The sequence below is a fragment of the Proteus penneri genome, assembly GCF_003144535.1.
In the GTDB taxonomy this organism is placed as follows: Bacteria; Pseudomonadota; Gammaproteobacteria; order Enterobacterales; family Enterobacteriaceae; genus Proteus; species Proteus penneri.
Window position 1 is genome coordinate 1 of record NZ_PHFJ01000004.1, and the last position, 23,338, is coordinate 23,338.

The following is a 23,338-nucleotide window of genomic DNA, read 5'->3' on the forward strand; positions in this document are numbered from 1 at the left end:
TGGTGGGCGGTATTGGGCTCGAACCAACGACCTCCTCCTTGTAAGGGAGATGCTCTACCAACTGAGCTAACCGCCCGTCGTGATGGGGTGCATTATAGGGATACTGCGCTATGAGTCAACGATTTTTATCAGTTTTTTATTGTGAAAATGATCGTTCGTTTTATTTTTAGTCAAGATGCTTTTTTTAGCATCATAAGTGATACAGCAATTAACCAAAATAATCCTACGGGTACTCTTCGTCAAACAAAAAATCATCAATTTGAAAATTTTATCTCTGTTAAAGGCTTAATGCCATTGAGGAATTAACATCCAGTGATAAAATGAGGTAACCATTTCGTTTTTTTGATAATCACGATTACTTATCTATATAAGTAAGACGTACAAAGGCAATCCCAATGAGTAAAATAAAAACCCGTTTTGCACCAAGTCCTACTGGCTATCTACATGTTGGTGGTGCGCGTACCGCACTTTATTCCTGGTTATATAGCCGTCACAATAAGGGCGAATTTGTACTGCGTATAGAAGATACCGACTTAGAACGTTCTACTCAGCCAGCCATCGATGCAATCATGGACGGTATGAATTGGTTAAATCTGAATTGGGATGAAGGTCCTTATTATCAGACTAAACGCTTCGATCGCTATAACCAAGTGATTGATCAAATGTTATCTGCGGGTACTGCATACCGTTGCTATTGCTCTAAAGAGCGTTTAGAACAGCTACGCGAAGATCAAATGGCCAAAGGTGAAAAACCGCGTTACGATGGTTGTTGCCGTGGTGGTAACCATAATCACAGCGCTGATGAGCCTCATGTTGTGCGTTTCTTAAATCCTCAAGAAGGTTCTGTTATTTTTGATGACAAAATTCGTGGCCCAATTGAATTTAGTAACCAAGAGCTTGACGATCTAATTATTCGTCGTACTGATGGATCCCCAACTTATAACTTCTGTGTTGTTATTGATGACTGGGATATGGAAATCACTCACGTTATTCGTGGTGAAGATCATATCAACAACACACCTCGCCAAATCAATATTCTCAAAGCATTAGGTGCGCCTGTACCAGAATATGCTCACGTATCAATGATTTTAGGTGATGATGGTAAAAAATTATCTAAACGTTATAACGCTGTCAGCGTAATGCAATATCGTGATGAGGGCTATTTACCAGAAGCACTATTAAACTACTTAGTACGTTTAGGTTGGTCTCATGGTGACCAAGAGATCTTTACTATTGATGAAATGATTGAACACTTCACTTTAGAAGCTATCAGTAAATCAGCCAGTGCATTTAATACTGATAAACTACTTTGGTTAAACCATCACTACATCAATACACTGCCAGCTGAGAAAGTCGCTGTTCATTTAGATTGGCATATCAAACAACAAAATATTGATACCAGTAATGGCCCATCATTAGTTGAACTGATCAAATTATTAGGCGAACGCTGTAAAACATTAAAAGAGATGGCTGAAAGTTGCCATTACTTCTATGTTGATTTCGAGAACTTTGAAGAAACAGCTGCGAAAAAACATTTACGCCCAGTTGCTCGTCAACCATTAGAAGTTGTTCGCGATAAATTATCAGCAATTACGGAGTGGACAGCTGAAAATATTCACCAAGCTATTCAAGATACCGCTGATGAATTGGAAATCGGTATGGGTAAAGTGGGTATGCCATTACGTGTTGCTGTAACGGGTGCAGGCCAATCTCCAGGCTTAGATGTTACTGTTCATGCTATTGGTAAAACACGGAGTATTGCACGTATTAATAAAGCATTAGACTTTATTACTGAAAGAGAAAACCAAGCTTAATTTACTCGTTAATCTTGCTTATCAAGAAAGATACATTCCTAAAATAGGGAATGTATCTTTTTTTTGTACTCTTTTTCAGCAATCAATAAATAATGTGAGATTAACTGATTGACAGTATTGTGCTTGTTGCCTATTATCAAGCCCGTTCCAGTATGTTGGGGCTATAGCTCAGTTGGGAGAGCGCTTGCATGGCATGCAAGAGGTCAGCGGTTCGATCCCGCTTAGCTCCACCAATATACTTCTAGAACAATCCAATATGTGGGGTTATAGCTCAGTTGGGAGAGCGCTTGCATGGCATGCAAGAGGTCAACGGTTCGATCCCGTTTAGCTCCACCAGAATTTTAAGATCCTGAAGAGAAATCTTCGGGATTTTTTGTTTTCTACTCTCCCTTTATTTATTTCTACTGTGCAGTGTAACCGCCATCAATGGCATAAAACGCTCCTGTTGAGAAACTGCTCTCATCTGAAAGTAAAAAAGCAACCGTTTTAGCGACTTCATCTCTAGTTGCCATTCTTTTCATTGGGTGTGTATTTGCCATCCATTCACGAACTTCGTTGGGTAGCATTTGCATTCTTGGCGTATCAACATACCCAGGCCCAATAGCATTGATCCTTATTCCTTTATCTGCAAACTCAAGCGCAGCTGAACGTGTGATCCCTAATACGGCGTGTTTAGCTGCTGTATATGCTGAAATACCCGCAATTCCCACGATGCCATTAGATGAAGAAAGATTCACAATACTCCCTCCTCCACTTTTTAATATTGCGGGTATACCATATTTCAACCCATAAAATACGCCATTGATATCTGTATCAATTACTGCTTTCCAATCTTCAATCTCATAATCCACAATAGACGTATTATGAGGCCCCGTGATCCCTGCATTATTAACCAAGCCATGTAATGCTCCAGCTTGAGACATAACAGCCTCAATCATTTTTTCGACTTGAGAAGATGAGGTCATATCAGCCTGTAAAGCAATCACTTTCTCGCCTGTTATATCAATAGAACGTGCTGTTTTTATTACTTGATCTAAATGCCTACCTGTAATGAAAACCGTCGCACCACGTTGAAATAGTAACTGTGCAATACCTTCACCTACACCAGTACTTGCACCAGTGACTAAAATCACTCTACCTTTAAAATAATCCATCATTTCAACTTTACCTCTTATCAATAACATCAGTTTCTATCAAGCAACCATAAAATAATTAACCAAAGTTAACTATATACCATAATATTTGATTAACTTTAGTTAATCAATATAAAGTTTGTTCAAAATGCATGACCTGATAATATTAACTTTAGTTAACATAATTCATGAGATGGCGTATTTATGGAAAAATGTGAATTAGAAAATGCATTGTCATTATTACAATGTACATTAGTCGCGCAGCGAACTCGTTATACCCCAGAGCAAGTCACTTGGGGTCAATATGATATTTTGGAATTATTACGCTTACGAGGTGACTTAACCCCTTCTCAATTGAGTGATTCTTTGGCTATTTCAGGACAAAATTTGTCGAAATTTATGCGAGGATTAAAATCATTAGGATTTATTGCACAAAAACGTTCTGAAAAAGATAAGCGTGAATTTATTACCCATTTAACTGATGAAGGTCACGCTTTTTTAGCAAGAGCAGCATTAGGTCGAAAACAAAATGCTGAAAAAATAAGTGAATGTTTAACGCTCGGAGAACAAACATTATTTATTGAATTAAGTCAGAAAATTATTAATGCATTAACACCTGAAAAATCCGGTATAGATAATAATTAACATCATCGCTTTAAGGGCTTTAATAGTCCTTCTAAGCCTTCAATTTTAATTGCAAGGGTCATCTCCATGAGTTGCCCTAGTTTTCCTTCAGGGAACTGTCCTTTCTTAGCAAACCATAATAAATACTCTTCAGGTAAATCAACTAACATTCGCCCTTTGTACTTACCAAATGGCATTTGTGTGTTTGCTATATCAATAAGATGCTGTTTCTCTAACATGTTCTCTACCACATTGCCCTTGAAGAAATAGTTCCGATTATAGGGTAATTTAAAGATAAAAAAAGCAGTACCCAAAGGTACTGCTTGATTTTCTGTTACTTGATTAACAAGTGATGCAATTTACATTGTTATTTTATTCACATGCTACCTATCTATTTTATCTTCCAAGATTAAACAAACAGACCTGCGATAGCTGCGGATAAGAAGCTTACTAATGTAGAACCAAACAGTAATTTCAAACCGAAACGAGAAACAACGTTTCCTTGTACTTCGTTTAAACCTTTAATCGCACCTGCCACAATCCCGATTGAAGAGAAGTTAGCAAATGAAACTAAGAATACAGACAAGATACCAACAGAACGCGGTGAAATTTCAGCAGCAATATCTTGTAAGCTACCCATTGCAACGAATTCGTTAGACACTAGTTTAGTTGCCATAACACTACCAACACGTAATGCATCTTGCTCTGGAACACCAATAACCCATGCTAATGGATAAAAAACGTAACCTAAGCAATCTTGGAAGCTAATACCAAAAATCATGCTGAAAATTGCATTCACTGCAGCAATTAAGGCAATAAACCCAATCAGCATTGCAGCTACGATTAACGCAACTTTGAAACCAGCTAGAATGTATTCACCTAACATTTCAAAGAAGCTTTGACCTTCATGAAGATTACCCATTTGAATATCTTCTTCATTCTCAACAGAATATGGGTTAATCACCGAAAGGACGATAAAGGTACTGAACATATTCAGTACTAGAGCAGCAACAACGTATTTTGGATCTAACATTGTCATGTATGCTCCAACAATTGACATTGATACTGTCGACATTGCTGTTGCAGCCATAGTGTACATACGACGCTGAGACATTTTGCCTAAAACATCTTTATAAGCAATAAAGTTCTCTGATTGACCAAGAACTAATGAGCTCACTGCGTTGAAAGATTCCAGTTTCCCCATACCATTCACTTTAGAAAGCACTGTACCGATAATACGGATCACGAAAGGTAATACTTTGATATGCTGAAGAATACCAATTAATGCAGAAATAAAGATAATTGGACATAAAACATTCAGGAAGAAGAATGCTAAACCACCTTTCATCATGCCACCGAATACGAACTCAGTACCTTGTGCGGCATAACCTAATAAGTGATCAAATAATCCAGCGAATCCACGAACAAAGCCCTCGCCAACATCAGAGTTGAGGAAAAACCATGCTAATGCGATTTCAATAACTAATAACTGCACGATATAACGCAGACGGATCCCTTTGCGATTGTTACTCGCAATGAATGCTAATGCGCCAATAACGGCGAGTGCTAAAACGAAGTGAATGATAGAAGACATGCATGCTCCAAAAATAAAAATAAATCTTGTAGAGCATTTTATGTAACGCGTAACATTACGATGTGATTTTTGTCACAATACTATGAAACCATATACACACTATTTATTAAATAAGATAGGTTGATCACATTTTCAAAGTTACTTAAGGAACATTAAATGTACATTTAGCTTAAGTAAAAAATGCTACTAGGAAGGTTTTCCAGTAGCATTTATTAAATAGTAGAATGATTATTTCGATTGATCAAGTAATCGTATCATTTCATCTTCATCGATAACAGTTATCCCTAATTCATTAGCTTTCACTAACTTAGAGCCAGCCGCTTCACCCGCAATCACCATGTCAGTTTTTTTAGAAACACTTCCACTCACTTTTGCACCTAATGCAACTAATCTGTCTTTTGCTTCATCACGGGTTAACTGTGAAAGTGATCCAGTTAACACGACAGTTTTACCTGCAAAAGGATTTTCACCCACTTCATGAGTCACAATAATAGGTGCTTGCCATGTAATACCAGCATCATTGATCAATTGATCAATAACCGTTCTATTGTGTTCTTCTTGGAAGAAATTAACGACATGTTTAGCCACGATATCGCCTACATCAGGGACTAATTTTAGCGCGTCAACATCCGCATTTCGTAATGCTTCAAGCGTAGAAAAATGGGCGGTTAATCCACTTGCCGTTGCTTCACCGACTTCTCTAATTCCGAGAGCATAAATAAAACGCGCAAATGTCGTTGATTTAGCCTTGTCTAAAGCAGTGATCAATTTTTTTGCTGATTTTTCACCCATTCGCTCTAAACCAGATAGGATTTTTTCATCTAAACGAAAAAGATCTGCTGGCGTTTTGACATACTCTTTTTCAACCAGTTGGTCGATAATTTTATCGCCCATACCATCGACATCCATCGCACGACGAGAAACAAAATGCTTAAGTGCTTCTTTACGTTGTGCACCACAAATTAATCCTCCTGTACAACGCGCTACCGCTTCGCCTTCAATACGCTCTATATCAGATTGGCAAATTGGGCATTGCGTTGGAAAAATAATCTCTTGTGCATCAGCTGGACGTTTCTCTTCGATCACACTAACAACCTGAGGAATAACATCACCTGCTCGACGAATAACCACCGTATCGCCAATGCGTATCCCTAAGCGTTCAATTTCATCAGCATTGTGTAATGTAGCATTACTCACAACAACACCAGCAACTTGTACCGGCTCTAAACGAGCAACAGGGGTAATTGCTCCAGTACGTCCAACTTGAAATTCGACATCTTTGATAATCGTCATTTGCTCTTGAGCTTGAAATTTATAAGCAATAGCCCAACGTGGTGCTCTTGAGACAAAACCCAGCTCTTCTTGCAGAGCAATATCATCCACCTTAATAACGACACCATCGATATCAAAGCCTAAGTTAGGGCGAATTTCTTCTACATGGTGGTAAAAATCAAGTACTGCTTTGCTACCTGTGCAAAGTTTAACAGCATCACTAACGGGCAATCCCCATTTTTTAAACTGTTGTAGGCGCTTATAGTGGCTTGTTGGTAATTCTCCACCTTCGAGTACCCCGACCCCATAACAGAAAAAGGTTAATGGACGTTTTGCTGTGATACGGGGATCAAGCTGTCTTAATGAGCCGGCTGCAGCATTACGAGGGTTAGCAAAAACTTTTCCACCTGTGCGACGAGCTTCCTCATTTAAATATTCAAACCCTTTTTCATTCATAAAGACTTCGCCACGGATCTCAATACGAGCAGGAATATTTTCACCATATAAACGCAGTGGAATGGCTTTGATCGTTCTTACATTCTCAGTGATATTTTCCCCTGTTGTACCATCACCACGCGTTGCAGCTTGTACTAATACTCCATTTTCATAAAGTAAACTGACAGCCAATCCATCTAATTTTAATTCACAGCAGAAAGTAATCTCTTCACTATTCTTTAAACGATCACGTAAACGCTTATCAAACGCCAGATAGCTTGTTTCATCAAAAGCATTATCTAAGGAGAGCATCGGAATTTCATGTCTCACTTGCTCAAATGCAGTTAGAGGTAAGGCACCAACTCGCTGTGTAGGCGAATCAGAGGTAATTAATTCGGGATATTCAGCTTCTAATGCTTTTAGCTCATTCATTAAGCGATCGTATTCAGCATCAGGTATTTCAGGTGCGTCCATGACATGATAGAGATATTCATGGTGACGTAGAGTAACGCGAAGTTTATCAATTTTTTGTTGAGTGTTTTTATTCATGATTATCACCAAAGAAGAAAAACCCCCGCAAGCGGGGGTATTTTTACAGATATATACTCTAAATAATTCGAGGTGCAGCTAGGCGACAAGTAAACGAATCGCTAGGAGCATTCATCAGTATGTGACTAGTGCGAATGAACGTAGTCAACAACGCTGCAACTTGAAGTATGACGAGTATAAAGCTATTGATTTAGATCCAACGTCCTGCGAATTCTAGATTTATAAAGCTCGATTTTTTGTGGCGTTAAGAGTTTGCGTTCATCATCCAGCACAACACCACCTACATCAGATGCTATACGTTGAGCCGTAAGTAACATCAATTTAAAGTTTTGGTTAGCATCACCATAAGATGGCACCATCATAAACATTGATACACCTGGTGTCGTCAATTCCGCCATTGTATCAATATTAAATGTTCCCGGTTTCACCATATTCGCTAAACTAAACAATACAGGCCCATTAGCTGTTGGATTAAGATGACGATGGAAAATATTCATTTCACCAAACTGGAATCCAGCTTGAATGATACTTTGCATTAACGCTTCACCATCCAGCATTTGACCATGATGTGCACTTACGTTTAGAACAATAACCAGCTCTTTCTCTGCTTCTGACGCTTGTGAAGCCGATTCTGCCATTGACTCTTCAGCAGGAACATGATGCGAAACCTCAGTTTCAACAGGAGTCACATGAGCCGCTGTCTCTGAAATTGAAGGCTCAAAATTTGCAGATGGGCTTTCTGTATTAACGTGTGATTTTATTTCACTCGCAACATTAACCGCAGGAGCTGGTTTTGGCTCATCTCTAACAATAGGTGTTGGCTCTTTTTCAATCACATCAAAAACACCAAGGCTGGGCTCTTGCTGTAATGAAGTATCGTGAGAGTTCCCTTTTGTTTGGGTTTCAGACATTAATGGATCACTATCTACCACTGAAATTTCAGGTTCATGTAGAGGCGCCGATTTTATCGGTGGCTCACTCTCCCGCTTTTCAGTAGAGGATAAAGTTGATGTCTGATGACTAGCCTCAGCATATTGTGGTTCGTCATCGTTCTCATCTGACTGATAATTCTGTTTCTGACGTTTTACTGGGCGATTACGGAAAAGCTTAGAACGCTCTTTTCGACCAATCCATAAGCCGTGTAATAACAAAGCTATGATTAAAATCGCACCAACAACGATTAATATCAGACGCAAATTTTGCTGCATCATTTCTATCTCTGTTGTCTTGAGGTTTAATAGCCACGTTGGCAAATATTACTTTTTACTAAGAGTATTTGCCAATGCTCATAAGTGCAAGCCAATACTTAATTTTCTTGTCACAAAGATACACACATCAATCTCTTATGCACATTTTTTAGACAATTCATGACTAGTAAGGCTGATTATCTCCCTATATGATACTAGCTTGCCCTCATTGGAGAGAATAGGAAGTATGACAAATTTGACAGAAACGAATAAAAATTTAAATGGATTTCATTATTTTGCTCTTGGTTGGCGTTTAATTACACGCAAAGGGCTAAAACGTTTTGTTATCTTACCATTACTAGCCAATATTATTATTCTCGGAAGCGCCTTTTGGTGGTTATATGGTCAAATTGGTGGCATGGTCAATTGGATGATGGAAAAAGTGCCTGATTGGTTACAGTGGTTGAGTTATTTAATCTGGCCATTATCCGTTATTTTTATCTTATTAGTGTTCACTTATTTCTTTAGTACCTTAGCCAATATTATTGCTTCTCCGTTTAATGGATTATTGGCTGAAAAATTAGAAGGCCAAATAACTGGCATTGCACCACCAGATACGGGTATTGCGGGTATATTGAAAGATGTTCCACGTATTTTAAAACGTGAGCTAATTAAAATAGCTTATTATTTACCACGCGCTATTGTCTTGTTATTGCTCTATTTTATTCCTGCTATCGGACAAACCGTTGCCCCTATTTTATGGTTTGCTTTTGGTGCTTGGATGATGGCAATTCAATATAATGACTTCCCATTTGATAACCATAAAATTTCATTTTCAGCGATGAAATCCTCACTCAAACAGGACAAATGGAATAACCTTCAATTTGGTATGGTTATTAATATTTTTACCATGATCCCTATTCTAAATTTAGTCATCATGCCCGTCGCAATTTGTGGAGCGACTGCAATGTGGTGCGATCGTTATCGTAAACAGCATGTGCAAGATGGGCAGTGGTAAGCCTAACTAATTTAGCAACATCTCGATAAATACAAAAAACCCCGTTTTATTTAATTGTAAGCGGGGTTTTATTTTAAACTTTTTTCAATAGCGTGGTTGGGCTTATTTTGTTATTAGCCAGACTACTCAATTAATGAACGAATATAATCTTTGGTTTCTTCTCTATCCATCGGCTCACGCTCATTAATTCCCATTTCAAAGATATTTAATGCACCATCTAGTTTTTCAATAATCTCTTCATCATCTCGAATGCAGAGAATATAAGCATTTTCAAACGGTGTGAGATCAACCAATCGTAACCCTTTTTCTGTCAAAAAGTAGTTAATATATTCCAAATAAGGTAGTTCATAAGGCAACATATAAGGATCAATACTCACTTCATCCCAATCAATATTTTCAACTTGAGATAAAATCAGTGCGCCAGGTGATTCAGACAAAGAAATCTGTTCTAACGATTTCAAGTCAGGAATATCACCAAAATATTCTGTCCATTCCACATAATCCATTAATCCTTGAGCAGAGAGCGATTCGTATAGCCAATTAAGTACATCTTCTTGAGCATCGGACTCGGGTAAATTTTCACGCAAAGCTTGCGCATCTAATTCTGGTACAGCGAGTTCAAGTGCGTTAATCAACTCTTCAATGGTTTCCATTATGACCCCTGTATTTGCAAGAAATGTAGTTAAAAATAGATTATCAGCCATCAATATACTGCACATCTCTTGATTTATTAATTTGTGAATTGTCTCACTGACTCTTGATTAGAATCTTTTGGAATAAAAAGATAAAAAAGTTATAAGTATATTCATAAAGCTTATTTCCATCTTTAGCTTGATGGCGTATGGTAATTTCATCTGACCTTATAAAAAATCATGTACCGAGGATAAAAATGAGCAAGATTTTCGAAGACAACTCGCAAACTATTGGGCACACTCCTTTAATTCGCTTAAAGCATTTCGGAAATGGTAACATTCTGGCTAAAGTGGAATCTCGTAACCCAAGCTTCAGTGTAAAATGCCGTATCGGTGCCAACATGATTTGGGATGCAGAAAAGAAAGGTATTCTTAAAGAAGGTGTTGAACTTGTAGAACCTACTAGTGGTAATACTGGGATTGCTTTGGCTTATGTTGCAGCAGCTCGTGGCTACAAATTAACACTGACAATGCCTGATACCATGAGTGTAGAGCGCCGTAAATTACTCAAAGCATTAGGGGCTAATTTAGTGCTGACTGAAGGCGCAAAAGGCATGAAAGGGGCTATCGATAAAGCCAATGAAATTCGTGATAGCGATCCTGGCCGTTACCTTTTACTACAACAATTTAGTAATCCAGCTAACCCTGAAATTCATGAAAAAACCACAGGCCCTGAAATCTGGAATGACACTGATGGTGAAGTAGCTGCTGTTATTGCTGGCGTCGGCACTGGCGGTACTATTACAGGTATTGGTCGCTATTTGAAAAACACACAAGGTAAAGCAGTAACAATGGTTGCGGTTGAACCAGCAGACTCCCCTGTTATAACTCAAGCTCTAGCTGGTGAAGAAATTAAACCAGGCCCTCATAAAATCCAAGGCATCGGAGCAGGTTTTATTCCTGAAAACCTAGATTTATCGTTACTGGATCGCGTTATTCAAATCACTAACGAAGAAGCCTTTGATACTGCTCGTGAACTTATGACGAAAGAAGGTATTCTCGCAGGTATTTCTTCAGGTGCAGCTATTGCGGCAGCCGTAAAACTTGCAAAAGAGCCCGAATTTGCAAACAAAGAAATTGTGGTTATTTTACCTTCTTCAGGTGAGCGTTATTTAAGTACACCACTTTTTGCTGATATTTCTGACAGCTAAATCGCATCACTCAATTGTAAAATATTTATTAAAAAAGCACCTCAATGGTGCTTTTTTTGTGGTAGAGATCAAAGTTTGTCATCCAGACAGGTGATTTATTTCTTCGAGTTTAGTATTTAATCAATTAATTATTTCGAAGGTCGAAATTAATCAGAAAATAACCGAGATAACAAAACGAACTCTTTTATCTTTCTGAACACTATTTTTATCAGATGACGCTTTACGACTTAATATTATCTGATATTGCTACGCAAAGCAGGACAAATTCATCTACACTTACTAAGTCCTGACTTAATGTGAACAATTGAGTTATAAAAGGAAAATATCCTATGTACCAGCAAGAAGTTACTATTACAGCACCAAACGGCTTACATACTCGTCCTGCGGCACAATTTGTAAAAGAAGCCAAAACATTCTCTTCAGATATCACGCTTATCTCTAGCGGCAAATCTGCCAGCGCGAAGAGCCTTTTCAAATTACAAACGTTAGGCTTAACTCAAGGTACTGTTGTGACTATCTCTGCAGAAGGCGAAGATGAAAAACAAGCCGTTGAAGCATTGGTAAAATTAATGGCGGAATTAGAATAATTCGCGATTAATTATTAGCACAGTATTTATTCCCCTGAAACTATTCAGGGGAGTTAATTTCAATGATGATTTTAAAACAACAGTATTTTGCAATCCTATTCTTTTAAGATTATCACCAGCAAGTCGTAGGATAAATTATGATTTCAGGAATTTTAGCATCACCCGGTATCGCATTTGGTCAGACCCTTCTCCTCAAAGAAGAACCTATCATTATTAGCCAACGTAAGATCCAAAGTGATGAAATTGAGGATCAAATCGAACGCTTTAAAGACGGCCGTAATAAATCTGCACAACAACTAGAAATTATTAAAGAACGTGCTGAAAAAAACCTTGGTGCGGATAAAGCCGAAATCTTTGAAGGTCATATCATGTTGCTAGAAGATGAAGAATTAGAACAAGAAATTGTTGCTCTCATCAAAAGTGACAAAAAAACCGCTGAAGCTGCTGTTCAATCAGTTATTGAAGATCAAGCAACTGCATTAGAAGCGTTAGATGACGAATATCTAAAAGAGCGTGCGGCTGACGTCCGTGATATTGGTAAACGCTTGATGCGCAATATTTTAGAAATGCCAATTATCGATCTAAGCGCTATTTCAGAAAAAGTTATTTTAGTTGCAACAGACCTTACCCCTTCTGAAACTGCTCAATTAAGCTTAGACAACGTATTAGGTTTTATCACTGATTTAGGCGGTAGAACATCTCACACCTCTATTATGGCTCGTTCATTAGAAATTCCAGCTATCGTAGGAACATCTAATGCGACACAAACCATTAAAAAAGACGATTATCTTGTTCTTGATGCGATTAATAACAAAATCATTATTAATCCATCAGATGAGGAACTCGAAACATTAAAAGCAATCAAAGACGAGTACCTGCACGAAAAAGAAGAATTGGCAAAACTTAAAGACCTACCTGCTATTACACTTGATGGGCATCAAGTCGAAGTTTGCGCTAATATTGGTACAGTTCGAGATGTTGCGGGTGCTGAACGTAACGGTGCTGAAGGTGTTGGTCTGTATCGTACTGAATTCTTATTTATGGATAGAGACTCTTTACCAACAGAAGAGGAACAATTCCAAGCCTATAAAGCGGTAGCCGAAGCAGTAGGAAGTTCTGCGGTCATTATTCGTACTATGGATATTGGTGGTGATAAAGACTTACCTTACATGAACCTACCAAAAGAAGAGAACCCATTCTTAGGCTGGCGTGCAATTCGTATTTGTCTTGACCGTAAAGAGATCCTTCATCCACAATTACGTGCTATCTTAAGAGCATCTGCTTTTGGTAAACTACGCATTATGTTTCCAATGATTATCTCTGTTGAAGAGATCCGTGCATTGAAAGCAGAACTTGAAATACTAAAAAGCCAGCTTCGTGAAGAAAAGAAAGCTTTTGATGAATCTATTGAAGTCGGTGTGATGGTAGAAACCCCTGCCGCAGCAGTGATGGCTCGTCATATGGCAAAAGAAGTTGACTTTTTTAGTATTGGGACTAACGATCTAACACAATATACTCTGGCTGTAGACCGTGGAAATGAGCTGATATCTCATCTATATAATCCAATGTCACCTGCAGTACTCAACCTGATAAAACAGGTAATTGATGCATCACATGCTGAAGGTAAATGGACTGGAATGTGTGGTGAACTTGCTGGAGATGAACGAGCAACATTGCTCCTTCTCGGCATGGGATTAGATGAGTTTAGTATGAGTGCTATTTCAATTCCTCGCATCAAAAAAGTGATTCGTAACGCGAATTACGATGATGCAAAAGCACTAGCAGAGCAAGCACTTGCTCAGCCAACTGCTAAAGAATTGATGGACTTAGTAGAAACTTTTACTAAAGAAAAGACACTGTGCTAATCGCATTAGCCAGAGCCCGGTCCCAACTACAATAATTAGGAGAAGATTCATGGGTCTGTTTGATAAATTAAAATCACTGGTTTCAGAGGAAAAGAAAGGCAGTGGCACGATTGATATTGTCGCACCACTTTCAGGTGAAATCGTCAATATCGAAGAAGTTCCTGATGTTGTTTTCGCTGAAAAAATCGTAGGTGACGGTATTGCTATCAAACCTGCTGGTAATAAAATTGTTGCGCCAGTCGATGGTACTATCGGTAAAATTTTCGAGACTAACCATGCTTTCTCTATTGAGTCTGACAACGGTATCGAGTTATTTGTCCACTTCGGTATCGACACTGTTGAACTGAAAGGTGAAGGGTTTAAACGTATCGCTGAAGAAGGTCAGCAAGTAAAAGTCGGTGATACTATTTTAGAATTTGACTTAGCTGTATTAGAAGAAAAAGCAAAATCAGTTTTAACACCCGTTGTTATCTCTAATATGGATGAAATTCAAGGTTTAACCAAAATGACAGGCCCAGTTACTGTTGGTGAAACCGTTATTATTCAGATTAAAAAATAATCTTCTGTAATGTTCTCTATTTAAACCGCCACCCATATGTGGCGGTTTTTTTATATTCAAAACCCCAAGACCAAAGACCCAAAATACTCTAAATAATTCAAGATGTAGCTAGGCGACAAGTAAATAAGTCGCTAGGAACATACACAAGTATGTGCCTAGTGCGAATGAACGCAGTCAACAACGCTACACCTTAAAGTATGACGAGTAACGCTGCAGTTTGAATTATGACGAGTAAACACCCGTCGACAAATAACGATCCCCTCTATCACAAACAATCGCCACAATCACTGCCCCTGGATTTTCTTTTGCAACGCGCAGAGCGCCAGCAACAGCCCCTCCAGAACTTACGCCACAGAAGATACCCTCTTGACTTGCTAAAAGGCGCATTGTTGATTCAGCTTCGGTTTGAGACATATCAATCACACTATCCACCAGCTCTTTTTTAAAAATTCCCGGCAAATAAGCGGGTGACCAGCGACGAATACCTGGAATTTGGCTTTTTTCTTCTGGCTGAAGTCCAATGATTTGTACTTGGTCAGATTGTGTTTTTAAATAACTACCTACACCTGTAATGGTGCCTGTTGTGCCCATACTTGACACAAAATGTGTAATACGGCCTCGCGTCTGTTGCCAAATTTCGGGGCCTGTTGACAAAAAATGGGCTCTTGGGTTATCTGGATTATTAAATTGATCTAATACCTTTCCTTCGCCCTGCTGTTCCATTTGTTGTGCAAGATCTCGCGCACCTTCCATACCGACTTCACGACTTACTAAAATCAATTCTGCGCCATAAGCTTGCATAGAAGCTTGACGCTCTTTACTCATATTCTCAGGCATTAACAATTTTAAGCGGTAACCTTTTACCGCCGCAATCATCGCCAAGGCAATACCCGTATTACCACTGGTTGCTTCAATCAGCGTATCACCCGGTTTTATTTCACCGCGTAATTCCGCTTGTTCAATCATCGATAATGCAGCTCTGTCTTTAACTGAACCTGCAGGATTATTGCCTTCAAGTTTAACCCAGATTTCAGCGTCTACCTCTTGCGTAAGTCGTTGTAGTTTTACTAATGGTGTATTACCAATAAATTGTTCTAACCCTGCCACAATAAGTCCCTGCTCATTTATTTGTCTGTATTAATGAAGAAATCACATTTAACTTATTAACGCAATAATATTAATGCAATTCGATAAGTCTCTTTGCTTTTATAGAAACCAAAACACCCACGCCAGAAATAAGCATGGGTGAAAAAGAGTGAAATTAGCGATAGATTAATAATGAAATTAGGCAGTATAAGCTAACGATACCGTTTTTAAGGGTGTATCGCCCGAATATAAACGGGCTTGAGCACCGCCCATATAATAGGTGTTTCCTTTTGTTGGCGTTAAAGACATCTCATTCCATACTGCCGTAATTGGCGTTTTATTCCATCCTATGGGCTGTAAAATCAATTGCCAATAATGTCCTTTAGGTGAAACCTCAATGACTTTAACCGGTAATCGACAAACACTATTTTCATGTGTACTTAATGCTATTTCCCAAGGGCGTAAAAACACATCGACTGAACCTTGATAAAGCGGTATCACCGATAATGGCAAGTGATATCCCCCAATCTGTAATTGAGCGCCATTAATTTCACCTTGTAGATGATTCACATCACCTAGAAATTCTAAAACAAAGCGGCTTTGTGGTGATTGCCATACTTCTTGTGGTGTCCCTACTTGCTCTATTTTACCATTCCCCATAATCACAATGCGATCAGCAACTTCCATCGCTTCCTGTTGATCATGAGTCACAAAGACACTGGTAAATTTAAGCTCTTCATGCAATTCACGTAGCCAACGGCGTAATTCTGTTCTTACTTTGGCATCTAAAGCACCAAAAGGCTCATCTAATAATAAAATTTGAGGCTCTACAGCCAAAGCCCTAGCTAAAGCCACCCGCTGTTTTTGCCCACCCGATAATTGTGCTGGGTAACGTTGCGCTAAATGAGGCAATTGGATCATCTCTAACAACTGCTGCACTTTTTTATGAATAGCTTCTTTGTTCGGGCGCTCTCGTCGAGGTAATACTGTTAAACCAAAAGCAATATTCTCAAATACGGTCATATGGCGAAACAGCGCATAGTGCTGAAAAACAAAGCCAACTTTGCGATCTCTCGCATGCAATTGGCTAACATCCTGCCCTTCAAAACAGATTTTTCCTTGGGTTTGATGTTCTAATCCCGCAATAATACGTAAAAGCGTTGTTTTTCCTGATCCTGAAGGCCCTAACAGTGCCACCATTTCACCTGAAGCGACATCAAGGGTGACATCATGCAACACTTCAGTGCGATCAAAATATTTTGTGACACTATTAATTTCAATACTCATATTTTGCCTCTACTTTGTGTCAATAATGATGTCATTGCTGACGGGCTAAATGCCATTGCAAAGCACTTTTAAACATTAAGGTAAAAATTGCCATCATCGCGAGTAATGCAGCTGCAGTAAATGCACCAACAGTATTGTAATCTTGATGCAGCAATTCAACTTGTAACGGCAGTGAATAGGTTTCACCACGAATAGCACCAGATACCACCGAAACAGCGCCGAACTCACCAATGGCTCTGGCATTGGTTAAAACCACACCATATAACAATGCCCAGCGAATATTTGGTAATGTCACACGCCAAAACATTTTCCATCCACTCGCCCCTAATAACACCGCGGCTTCATCTTCTTGGCTACCTTGACTCATCATCACCGGCACCAGTTCTCTAACAACAAAAGGACAAGTGACAAATACGGTGACTAAAACCATTCCCGGCCATGAGAACATAAGCTGAATATCAAACTGAGATAACCATTGACCAGCCCAGCCATTACTGCCGTAAAAAAGCAAGTAGAGCAGTCCAGCGACAACAGGCGATACCGCAAAAGGGATATCAATGAGTGTCATTAATAGTTGTCGCCCCGGAAAACGAAAGCGAGTAACCAGCCATGCCATACTGACACCAAACAACATATTGACAGGCACCGTGATTAACGCGATTAATACCGTTAACCAGACAGCATGTAACATATCGCTGTCTAATAAGTTTTCAGTAAATATTTCAACACCTTTTGAAAACGCAGTCATAAAGATCCACGCAATCGGCACAACTAAAAATAAAATGGATAACACAACGCCTGTAAGAATTAATCCCCACTTTACCCAATCTATTTGGCGACGATAGATAGAGCGTTGTTGCATAATATCTGACATCAATGCCCCCTCAACCGTTGACCAAATCGGCTTTGTAATCCATTAATTGAAAACAGTAAGACTAAAGAAACAAGTAAAATCACGGAAGCCACAGCACTTGCCGCAGGATAATCAAATTCTTGCAATCGAATAAAAATCATCAAAGAAACGACTTCTGTTTGCCATGCAATATTGCCAGCAATAAAAATCACAGCGCCAAACTCACCTAAACTGCGCGTAAACGAGAGCGCAGTTCCCGCTATTAGCGCCGGCGATAACTCCGGTAATACAACCTTACGAAAAGTTTGCCAACGACTCGCCCCGAGTGTTTCAGCAGCTTCTTCATACTCAGGGCCTAACTCTTCAAGCACTGGCTGAACTGTTCTTACAACAAAAGGTAAACTGGTAAAAGCCATAGCAACGGCGATGCCAATCCATGTATTAATGACTTTGATATCAAATTTATCCAATACAAAACCGTACCAGCCTTGTGTTGAAAAAAGAGTTGCAAGCGTCAAGCCAGCAACAGCCGTAGGTAAAGCGAAAGGTAAATCCATTAAACCGTCAAGTAGTCGTCTACCCGGAAAACGGTAACGAGTAATGATCCATGCAAGCAACATACCGAAAATAGCATTAAAAATACTGGCAACCGCAGCCGCTAATAGTGTGACTTTATACGCAGCCACAATTTGAGGATGTGTTATCACCGCCCAATATTGGGACCAACTCATATCAGAAAGTTGCACAACCAGCGCACTCATTGGTAATAGTAAGATCAAGCAGGTATAAAACAGTGTTCCGCCTAAGCTTAATCCAAATCCCGGTAATACCCGCTTACTGGTTGTGATAAACATTATTGACGTCCTTGCACTAATAACTTGTCAAGCATGCCATCAGTTGTGAAATGCGTTTTCATCACGTTATTCCAATCACCAAATATCTCTTCAACGGTAAATAAAGATGTTGTTGGAAACTGTGCTGCTTTTTGAGCCATGACTGCTTTATCATTTACGCGATAGTTAAATTGCGTGATGATCTCTTGTGCTCTAGGGCTGTATAAATAATTGAGGTAAGTTTTTGCCAATGTTTCTGTGTTATTACGTTGCACATTTTTATCAATCCAAGCGACTGGAAACTCAGCTAGAATATCTACAGGTGGCACAATAACTTGATATTCATCTTCACCATATTGCTGGCGAATATTATTAACTTCGGATTCAAAACTGATCAGCACATCCCCAAGCCCACGTTCAATAAAAGAGGTTGTAGCACCACGACCTCCCGTATCAAACACTTCAACATTTTTAAGGAACTTTTTCATTGCTTCTTGGGTTTTTGCATCATTACCATAAGCTTTTTCAAAAGCGCCCCAAGCAGCTAAATAGGTATAACGCCCATTACCTGATGTTTTTGGATTAGGGAAAACCACTTTGACATCTTCGCGGGTTAAATCCTCCCATGTTGTAATATTTTTAGGATTACCTTTGCGAACTAAATACGCCATAGTGGAATAATAAGGTGAGCTATTGTTAGGCAAACGTTGTTGCCAATCTGCAGGAATAAGCTTGCCTTTATCATGCAGAATTTGCACATCTGTAACTTGGTTATAGGTCACTACATCCGCAGGTAGCCCTTGCAATATCGCAAGTGCTTGCTTAGAAGAACCCGCATGAGATTGTTTAATAGTCACTTTGTCATCAGGATGCTGCGCATCCCACTGCGTTTTAAAATCACTATTTAGCTGTGTGAATAACTCTCGCGCAATGTCATAAGAGCTATTAAGTAATTGAGCGGCCCCTGCATAACTACTAACAACCAAAGACAATACTGCGGTTGTTTGTAATGCAAAGGTTTTGATTGTATTTTTCTTCATCAAAAGTACCCATCATTGTAAGTTTTATTCTAATGGTTACTTTATCGGCTTTATTTATAACAGTGTAGTTAGCTTTTGTTATTTGATATAACTGAAAGATATTAAAAATGAATAAAACTCAGGCTAATTTATTAAATTTGTATCAATTACTATTAATATGAAAAAAATTCAGACAAAAATGCCCGCTTTAAAAGCAGGCATTTCATTAATAAAACGTATTTAACACTAGATAATGATTACAGTGCTTTTAATACTTCGTAAGAAGGTGCGAAGTAATAACTTCCTGTTACCGGTTTACTCATACGTAATAGGTCGTCATGTTTGCCATCTAATTCACCAAACATGCTCAATAATTGCTGCTCGATGTTATATAAACGACCACAGTAAGCTAAGAAATATAAACCATGTTTGCCGCTTGCAGTGCCGTAAGGTAGGCTGTGACGTAAAATCGCTAACTCTTCACCATCTTCTTCAATCACAACACGAGAAACGTGAGATGTCACATTACGTTCTGATTCATCAAGTTCAACACTGTCTTTTTTAGTACGACCGATCATTTTCTCTTGATCTGATTCACTAAAACGAGCCCATTTTTTTAGGTTATGCTCATAACGTTGAACTAAAACATAACTACCACCCGCATCAACACCATCATTAATTAGCGCAACACCATAACGCTCATCATCTTGTGGGTTTTCTGTACCATCAATAAAACCACTTAAATCGCGCTCTTCTATCCAACGGAAACCATGAATTTCTTCTTCAACTTTGATTGCATCACCAAAAGCAGTAATTGCAGCTTGAGCGAGTGAGAAATTCACATCATGGCGCATAGATTGAATGTGAATAAGGAGATCACGTTGTGTCGCTGGTGCTAAACCTTTACCTAATGGGCGAAAAGGTTTTAGCTCAGGAGCACTGTTTTCATCTGATAATTTTTTCCAAAGATCAGAGCCAAATGCAACAACTGCGCCTAATGACGCATCAGGAAATTGCTTTTGTAAATCAGATAATGATTGCATGAATTTCTGACACCCTTCACGCAGAGCATCTAATTCACCCACGACCATTGCTTCAATAAAAAGACCAAATTTACTATGTGAGACTAAAATGCCACTTTGTGCATGAGACATATTGCTTTCCTAATCAATAATCAAAACACCCAAAATGATGTTGATTATATCGAATATTTTTTTCTGAATATTTGCCTTTTAACAAATATCAGACAGTCTAGTTATAAACTATTCCTTGTTTTATAAGGAATAGCGTTAAAGCGATTTATTAAGCCAAATAATTTGCGTTAATGTCCAGTTTGATAAAACTTCATCAGGTGGCATTAATCCGTCGGGGCCATCCCATTGGCCACTAAAGACATAACTTACCGATTTAGCTTCTGCAGATTGGCACAAAATGGTTCTCTGCTTTTCATCTTTAGGACCTTTGCTACACGCACCAAATGCTTTCTTATAAATATCTTTAAATGGTGTACCTATCGTTGTGCCCCAATCTGTCATTGCCTTATCATCAAAGACTTCTATTTTCTCAACGGTACTTTTTTCTTTGCCATAGAAAGCCACTTGAACTTTATTATCTTTTAATGCTTGAACGACAACAATAATATCACTACCTTGCATCTCCATACCTTCACGGTAATTGAAGCTACCACCTAACTCATTTTTTATTTCACTTTCTGTTATTTTTGTTGATTGGGTGATATTTCCTAATCCATTAGCAGAAACGGTTAACGTATCATTTGAAAACCAATTCATCGGATTTAGTGCAGAAAAAGACATTCCTCCCATGGATGAACAGCCACTTAATAGCAAAACACTCGTGCTTAAACACAAGGGTAACCAAAACTTAGGCATCATTTATTTCTCCGTTAAACTTTTTCATCACACATTAAAATAGATATTGAGGGTATCAAGCACACCTTATCTTACTCTTTGTATTGCCTCAAACATCAGGCTAAAACAGTTACAATAAGTCAGCATAACAAAATATATACTGATTTGATCTTAGATAACCACATGAAAAGAAAGCCTAGTTACGACCATCAACATAACATTTTGTTCCACAGAAAAGGCAATATCAGATTTTACGTATAAAATAAGAAGTATAAACGTAAGAATAGAAACAAAGAAAAAGAGATAAGTATAAAGGGAAGAGAAACAACCCCTAAAGATATCAGGGGTTTAAACACAATTAAAGATCGAAATCCTGATCAACAATTAATCGCTTAGTATAAGTTGTGCTTTCTTGATTTTGATCTTCATACAATAACTTCTCAAACATACAAATTGTTGCATCATTTTCTTCTGGTACAACTAATGTAATTTGTGGGCATCCTTTCGCAATCAGTTTTTTCTCTAATCGGGAGATCAATGCATTCGCAATGCCTCTTCCTCGAAAGTCAGGATGAACAGCTAAATAGTATAAAGAGCCACGATGACCATCGTAGCCTCCCATCACAGTGCCTACAAGCTCACCTGACACTTCTGCTATCAAAAATAAATCGGGTGAGTGGTTTAACTTTCTTTCAATATCAATTTCAGGATCGTTATCGGGCGATATCAAATCGCAACGCTCCCAAAGTGTAATAATTGCCTCAAAATCATCTTGGCGAAATACACGTATTTCCATGGCTTTGCCCATTATTAGTCATATAAATCTGAATTTATTATCGCTTGTTTAGTTTATGAATCAACTTGAAAATGAGAACATAGACAATATGAAGTTCTATTTTTAATAAATATGATAAAAACTGTAGGTTATTATGAGTTTACCTGATATTCATCGCGTTAAAGAATTTTTCTTATCACTACAAGATACAATTTGTCACTCTCTTGAAAATATAGACCCAAAAGGCACTTTTCAGCAAGATACTTGGGAAAGAAAAGAAGGTGGTGGTGGTCGTACTCGCGTTTTAACTAATGGCGCTCTTTTTGAACAAGCTGGCGTCAATTTTTCACATGTTTATGGCGACACTTTACCGAAATCAGCCACTGCACATCGCCCAGAATTAGCAGGACGTCGCTTCCAAGCAATGGGAGTTTCATTAGTTATTCACCCTATTAATCCTTATATTCCGACTTCTCATGCTAATGTGCGTTTTTTTATTGCTGAAAAAGAAGGTGAAGATCCAGTGTGGTGGTTTGGTGGCGGCTTTGACTTAACACCTTATTATGGATTTGAAGAAGATGTTATTCATTGGCATAAAGTTGCTAAATCTGTTTGTACTCCTTTTAGTGAAGATTATTACCCTCGTTATAAAAAATGGTGTGATGACTACTTTTATATTAAACACCGCAATGAACCTCGTGGTGTGGGTGGCCTTTTCTTTGATGATTTAAATACCCCAGATTTTGACCACTGTTTCGAGTTTGTCCAACACGTTGGACTTGGTTATCTTGATGCCTATTTACCTATTGTTGAAAAGCGCAAATCAATGCATTGGGGAGAGCGAGAACGCCAGTTCCAACTCTATCGCCGTGGTCGCTATGTTGAATTCAATTTAGTGTGGGATAGAGGGACATTATTTGGCTTACAAAGTGGTGGAAGAACTGAATCAATTTTAATGTCTATGCCACCTTTAGTCCGTTTTGAATATGATTACTCCCCTGAACCCAATACCCCTGAAGCAAAGTTATACAGCGATTTTTTGATCCAAAAAGAGTGGGTGTAAAAAACTTAATTTATTGATGATAAAGCCACATTAAAAATGTGGCTTTACTAAAGTAGAACTAGAAGTTTAATGAC

At 38.5% G+C, this 23,338-nt stretch carries 22 protein-coding genes and 3 tRNA genes; 10 read left to right on the forward strand and 15 right to left on the reverse strand.

The window, feature by feature from the left end:
* A tRNA-Val gene (locus CUB63_RS06540) sits at nucleotides 1-76 on the reverse strand.
* Between the two features lie 319 nt (nucleotides 77-395).
* On the opposite strand from CUB63_RS06540, the gene gltX reads away from it, so the two are divergent.
* The 3 genes from gltX to CUB63_RS06555 all read left to right on the forward strand — a co-directional run bounded on the left by gltX (nucleotide 396) and on the right by CUB63_RS06555 (nucleotide 2,150).
* On the forward strand, nucleotides 396-1,814 hold the full coding sequence (gltX, locus tag CUB63_RS06545; RefSeq protein ID WP_006533395.1) for a glutamate--tRNA ligase: 1,419 nt from the start codon (nucleotides 396-398) through the stop codon (nucleotides 1,812-1,814).
* Between the two features lie 157 nt (nucleotides 1,815-1,971).
* Nucleotides 1,972-2,047, forward strand: a tRNA-Ala gene (locus tag CUB63_RS06550).
* Between the two features lie 27 nt (nucleotides 2,048-2,074).
* Nucleotides 2,075-2,150, forward strand: a tRNA-Ala gene (locus tag CUB63_RS06555).
* 65 nt (nucleotides 2,151-2,215) lie between these two features.
* Here CUB63_RS06555 and CUB63_RS06560 read toward each other — a convergent pair.
* Nucleotides 2,216-2,968, reverse strand: a complete 753-nt coding sequence (locus tag CUB63_RS06560) for an SDR family NAD(P)-dependent oxidoreductase (RefSeq protein ID WP_072063487.1) — start codon at nucleotides 2,966-2,968, stop codon at nucleotides 2,216-2,218.
* A gap of 183 nt (nucleotides 2,969-3,151) precedes the next feature.
* Here CUB63_RS06560 and CUB63_RS06565 point away from each other — a divergent pair, with 183 nt between their 5' ends.
* Nucleotides 3,152-3,592 carry a MarR family winged helix-turn-helix transcriptional regulator gene (locus CUB63_RS06565; RefSeq protein ID WP_109847717.1) on the forward strand — a complete coding sequence of 147 codons (441 nt, stop codon included), beginning with the start codon at nucleotides 3,152-3,154 and terminating at the stop codon, nucleotides 3,590-3,592.
* 2 nt (nucleotides 3,593-3,594) lie between these two features.
* Here CUB63_RS06565 and CUB63_RS06570 read toward each other — a convergent pair whose 3' ends face one another.
* The 4 genes from CUB63_RS06570 to zipA form a co-directional block, all read right to left on the reverse strand.
* Nucleotides 3,595-3,810, reverse strand: coding sequence for a DUF3820 family protein (locus CUB63_RS06570; RefSeq protein ID WP_072063220.1), 216 nt, complete (start codon nucleotides 3,808-3,810; stop codon nucleotides 3,595-3,597).
* Between the two features lie 170 nt (nucleotides 3,811-3,980).
* The gene (locus CUB63_RS06575) at nucleotides 3,981-5,165 is read right to left on the reverse strand and encodes a NupC/NupG family nucleoside CNT transporter (protein WP_006533399.1); all 1,185 of its coding nucleotides are present in this window, start codon (nucleotides 5,163-5,165) and stop codon (nucleotides 3,981-3,983) included.
* Between the two features lie 228 nt (nucleotides 5,166-5,393).
* Complete coding sequence (gene ligA / locus CUB63_RS06580) at nucleotides 5,394-7,421, reverse strand: NAD-dependent DNA ligase LigA (protein ID WP_109847718.1); 2,028 nt, start codon at nucleotides 7,419-7,421, stop codon at nucleotides 5,394-5,396.
* Between the two features lie 182 nt (nucleotides 7,422-7,603).
* On the reverse strand, nucleotides 7,604-8,632 hold the full coding sequence (gene zipA / locus CUB63_RS06585; RefSeq protein WP_109847719.1) for a cell division protein ZipA: 1,029 nt from the start codon (nucleotides 8,630-8,632) through the stop codon (nucleotides 7,604-7,606).
* 223 nt (nucleotides 8,633-8,855) lie between these two features.
* Here zipA and cysZ point away from each other — a divergent pair, with 223 nt between their 5' ends.
* The gene (gene cysZ / locus CUB63_RS06590) at nucleotides 8,856-9,626 is read left to right on the forward strand and encodes a sulfate transporter CysZ (RefSeq protein ID WP_109847720.1); all 771 of its coding nucleotides are present in this window, start codon (nucleotides 8,856-8,858) and stop codon (nucleotides 9,624-9,626) included.
* A 122-nt stretch (nucleotides 9,627-9,748) separates the two neighbouring features.
* Here the strand turns inward: cysZ and CUB63_RS06595 are convergent, their stop codons facing one another.
* A complete protein-coding gene (locus tag CUB63_RS06595) occupies nucleotides 9,749-10,279 on the reverse strand; it encodes a hypothetical protein (RefSeq protein WP_072063224.1) in 531 nt (176 codons plus the stop codon).
* A 236-nt stretch (nucleotides 10,280-10,515) separates the two neighbouring features.
* Here CUB63_RS06595 and cysK point away from each other — a divergent pair, with 236 nt between their 5' ends.
* The 4 genes from cysK (at nucleotide 10,516) to crr (ending at nucleotide 14,480) form a co-directional block, all read left to right on the forward strand.
* Nucleotides 10,516-11,469, forward strand: coding sequence for a cysteine synthase A (gene cysK, locus CUB63_RS06600; protein WP_109399864.1), 954 nt, complete (start codon nucleotides 10,516-10,518; stop codon nucleotides 11,467-11,469).
* A gap of 329 nt (nucleotides 11,470-11,798) precedes the next feature.
* Nucleotides 11,799-12,056, forward strand: a complete 258-nt coding sequence (gene ptsH, locus CUB63_RS06605; RefSeq protein ID WP_006533407.1) for a phosphocarrier protein Hpr — start codon at nucleotides 11,799-11,801, stop codon at nucleotides 12,054-12,056.
* 137 nt (nucleotides 12,057-12,193) lie between these two features.
* Entirely contained in the window at nucleotides 12,194-13,921 is a 1,728-nt protein-coding gene (gene ptsI / locus CUB63_RS06610; RefSeq protein ID WP_109847721.1) for a phosphoenolpyruvate-protein phosphotransferase PtsI, read from the forward strand.
* Nucleotides 13,922-13,970: 49 nt separating this feature from the next.
* A complete protein-coding gene (crr, locus tag CUB63_RS06615) occupies nucleotides 13,971-14,480 on the forward strand; it encodes a PTS glucose transporter subunit IIA (RefSeq protein ID WP_006533410.1) in 510 nt (169 codons plus the stop codon).
* Nucleotides 14,481-14,702: 222 nt separating this feature from the next.
* Here the strand turns inward: crr and cysM are convergent, their stop codons facing one another.
* The 8 genes from cysM to CUB63_RS06655 all read right to left on the reverse strand — a co-directional run bounded on the left by cysM (nucleotide 14,703) and on the right by CUB63_RS06655 (nucleotide 22,222).
* On the reverse strand, nucleotides 14,703-15,587 hold the full coding sequence (gene cysM / locus CUB63_RS06620) for a cysteine synthase CysM (RefSeq protein ID WP_109847722.1): 885 nt from the start codon (nucleotides 15,585-15,587) through the stop codon (nucleotides 14,703-14,705).
* Between the two features lie 177 nt (nucleotides 15,588-15,764).
* A complete protein-coding gene (gene cysA / locus CUB63_RS06625; protein ID WP_109847723.1) occupies nucleotides 15,765-16,853 on the reverse strand; it encodes a sulfate/thiosulfate ABC transporter ATP-binding protein CysA in 1,089 nt (362 codons plus the stop codon).
* Nucleotides 16,854-16,884: 31 nt separating this feature from the next.
* Entirely contained in the window at nucleotides 16,885-17,727 is an 843-nt protein-coding gene (gene cysW, locus CUB63_RS06630; RefSeq protein ID WP_006533413.1) for a sulfate/thiosulfate ABC transporter permease CysW, read from the reverse strand.
* The gene (gene cysT, locus CUB63_RS06635) at nucleotides 17,727-18,560 is read right to left on the reverse strand and encodes a sulfate/thiosulfate ABC transporter permease CysT (protein WP_109847724.1); all 834 of its coding nucleotides are present in this window, start codon (nucleotides 18,558-18,560) and stop codon (nucleotides 17,727-17,729) included. The genes cysW and cysT overlap by 1 nt, the downstream gene beginning before the upstream one ends.
* Entirely contained in the window at nucleotides 18,560-19,579 is a 1,020-nt protein-coding gene (cysP, locus tag CUB63_RS06640) for a thiosulfate ABC transporter substrate-binding protein CysP (RefSeq protein WP_109847725.1), read from the reverse strand. The genes cysT and cysP overlap by 1 nt, the downstream gene beginning before the upstream one ends.
* Before the next feature lie 236 nt (nucleotides 19,580-19,815).
* Nucleotides 19,816-20,712 (reverse strand): Dyp-type peroxidase, encoded by an 897-nt coding sequence (locus tag CUB63_RS06645; RefSeq protein ID WP_006533418.1) that lies wholly within the window; start codon nucleotides 20,710-20,712, stop codon nucleotides 19,816-19,818.
* A 135-nt stretch (nucleotides 20,713-20,847) separates the two neighbouring features.
* Complete coding sequence (locus CUB63_RS06650) at nucleotides 20,848-21,450, reverse strand: RpoE-regulated lipoprotein (RefSeq protein ID WP_232240026.1); 603 nt, start codon at nucleotides 21,448-21,450, stop codon at nucleotides 20,848-20,850.
* Between the two features lie 334 nt (nucleotides 21,451-21,784).
* Nucleotides 21,785-22,222, reverse strand: a complete 438-nt coding sequence (locus CUB63_RS06655; protein ID WP_072063231.1) for a GNAT family acetyltransferase — start codon at nucleotides 22,220-22,222, stop codon at nucleotides 21,785-21,787.
* Between the two features lie 133 nt (nucleotides 22,223-22,355).
* Here CUB63_RS06655 and hemF point away from each other — a divergent pair, with 133 nt between their 5' ends.
* Entirely contained in the window at nucleotides 22,356-23,264 is a 909-nt protein-coding gene (hemF, locus tag CUB63_RS06660; RefSeq protein WP_109847726.1) for an oxygen-dependent coproporphyrinogen oxidase, read from the forward strand.
* Nucleotides 23,265-23,338: the final 74 nt, after the last annotated feature.